Origin of the sequence: Acidibrevibacterium sp. (assembly GCF_049965395.1) — a bacterium.
Lineage (GTDB): Bacteria > Pseudomonadota > Alphaproteobacteria > Acetobacterales > Acetobacteraceae > Acidibrevibacterium > Acidibrevibacterium fodinaquatile.
Window position 1 is genome coordinate 1 of record NZ_JBMFWJ010000105.1, and the last position, 2,363, is coordinate 2,363.

Genomic DNA, 2,363 nt, shown 5'->3' on the forward strand with positions numbered 1-2,363 from the left:
CGGCGCGGCATGGTGCGCGTTGCCATCGCGGGGCTTCTCCTCGCGCCGGCGGCACCGCGGGATCGCGTGTTGCTGCAAGAAAGTTTCGCCGCCGAGAGCAAACCCGCAAACCCCGATACCGCGGCCATCGTGGCCGCGACCCGGGTGGCGCTTGCGCATGTGTGCGCTGCGATCGAGAACGCGGCGGCGGCAGCAGCGGAAAAGAAGGGGGCAAACGCAAACACTCATCAACCCGGCTGAAAGCGCGCCGGAGGCTAAGCGAGGCGCGCGCGGCACGGCATGCGTGCAGGGGGATTGCATCTGGTTTGTGACCGTCCTAAGTATCGTTTATCGTCGAATAACGATGAAAGGTTCACATGTCCGCCGCACTCCGCTCCCGCCAAGCGCCGCCACGAGACCGCCCAACCACCGGCGAAGATATCGCGGCCATCGCGAAAGCGCTGGGCCATCCTGCCCGCATCCATATCGTTCGCCTGCTTCTCGAGAAGCAGTCCTGCATCGGTTGCGACGTCGTAGACGAGGTGGGGTTAGCGCAATCGACGGTCTCCGAGCATCTGCGCATCCTGAGAGCAGCGGGCATCATCATCGGCGAAATCGAACGCCCGCGCGTCTGCTACTCGCTCAACCCTGACAGCCTGCGGCCCTTGGCGGCGCTTTTGGACGCCGTGTTCCAAAAAGACAGCGATGGCCAACTCAGCGGCTCGATCTGCTGCCCACCATCGGGCTGCACGCCGACGAACTCCCCCGATCAAACAGGAGATTCCACATGACTGCCGTCACCGTCTACGACCCGCCAATGTGCTGCTCGACCGGCGTTTGCGGCCCCGAGCCCGACCCGAACCTCGCGCGCTTCGCCGCCGACCTCGAATGGCTCAAGACCCAAGGGGTTATGGTCCAGCGCGTCAACCTTGCCCAGGAGCCGGCGCGATTTGTCGCTGAACCGGCTGTCAAGGCGTTACTCGACGAGACCGGCGGTGATGATCTGCCTGCCCTTGTCATGAATGGCCGTATCGTTGCCCGCGGTCAGTATCCCGCGCGCGCAGAACTCGCCAAACTTGCCGGCGTCGTCACGTCGAACGACGCGGCGGACTATCTTGCCAGTGAAGCCGTGCGCGCGCTGATTGGCATTGGCGCGGCGGTTGCGGCTGGCTGCGAACCCTGTCTCACGTTCCATCATAATGCCGCGAAACATCTCGGGCTGAGCGCGGAGCAGATGCGCCGCGCCGCCGAGATCGGCGCCGAGGTGCGCGCCGCGGCGACCAAAACCGTGATGGCGACGAAAGACCGGTTGCTCGGTGTGCCGGCGCAATCCGGCTGTTGTGGCGGGGCTGCCGCGGCGCGTCCCACCACCGGCTGCTGCTGACTGTCACGACGCAACAAGGAGGCGCCGATGTTTCCCAATCTGCCGAAATTCGTGTTCTTTACGGGCAAGGGAGGCGTCGGCAAAACCTCGCTCGCTTGCACCACAGCGCTGAGCCTCGCCGACCAAGGCAAAAAGGTCCTCCTGGTCAGCACCGACCCCGCCTCCAATGTCGGCCAAGTGTTCGAGGCGGAGATCGGCAACCGCATCACGCCGATCCCCAGTGTCACCGGACTCGACGCCATCGAGATCAATCCGGAGGAAGCCGCGGCGGCATATCGCGAACACATTGTCGGTCCGATGCGCGGCATCCTGCCGGAAAAGGCGCTCAAAGGCATCGAGGAGCAGCTCTCCGGCGCCTGCACCACTGAAATCGCCGCTTTCGATGAGTTCACCGCCCTCCTGACCGATGGTGATCTGATCGGTCGTTATGATCACGTCATTTTCGACACCGCGCCCACCGGCCACACCATCCGCCTTCTGAAATTGCCTGGCGCCTGGTCGGGTTTTCTCGAGTCCGGCAAGGGCGACGCGTCCTGCCTTGGTCCGCTCGCGGGCCTCGAAAAACAGCGCGCGCGCTATGCGGCCGCTGTCGAGCGGCTGTCCGATCACCAATCCACGCGGCTCGTCCTTGTCGCGCGGCCGCGCCCCTCGGCGCTGGCCGAAGCGGCCCGGACGTCGCGGGAGCTGGCCGCAATCGGAATTCGCAACCAACAGCTTGCCATCAACGGGCTGATGCCAGACGAGGCAACCGGCGACCCGCTCGCCGCAGCCTTGGCGCAGAGAGATCGCGCCGCGCTCGTTGCCATGGATGCCGAGGTTGCACGACTCCCTCGCCAGACATTTCCGCTCCGCGCCGAGAATCTGGTCGGGATCGCGGCGCTGCGGCGGTTTGCCCAAGGCACTCCCGATCAGGCGCCGGCGCCGAACGCGGACCGGCACGAGGAATTTCCGAACCTCGGCTCGCTCGTCGATGAGATCGAGCGGCCCGGCAAGGGTCTCG

Annotated in this window: 4 protein-coding genes; all 4 read left to right on the plus strand. The window is 65.3% G+C overall.

Annotation, left to right across the window (positions count from 1 at the left end; all coding sequences use genetic code 11):
* On the plus strand, positions 1-240 hold a 240-nt coding region (locus tag ACP5M5_RS14655; RefSeq protein ID WP_427938589.1), incomplete at its 5' end, for a hypothetical protein.
* Positions 241-356: 116 nt separating this feature from the next.
* Positions 357-770 (plus strand): ArsR/SmtB family transcription factor, encoded by a 414-nt coding sequence (locus ACP5M5_RS14660; protein WP_427938591.1) that lies wholly within the window; start codon positions 357-359, stop codon positions 768-770.
* Positions 767-1,363, plus strand: a complete 597-nt coding sequence (gene arsD / locus ACP5M5_RS14665) for an arsenite efflux transporter metallochaperone ArsD (protein WP_427938592.1) — start codon at positions 767-769, stop codon at positions 1,361-1,363. Before ACP5M5_RS14660 ends, arsD begins: the two co-directional genes overlap by 4 nt.
* Positions 1,364-1,390: 27 nt before the next feature.
* Positions 1,391-2,363, plus strand: a 973-nt coding sequence (locus ACP5M5_RS14670; RefSeq protein ID WP_427938594.1) for a TRC40/GET3/ArsA family transport-energizing ATPase, incomplete at its 3' end; no start/stop codon positions are given.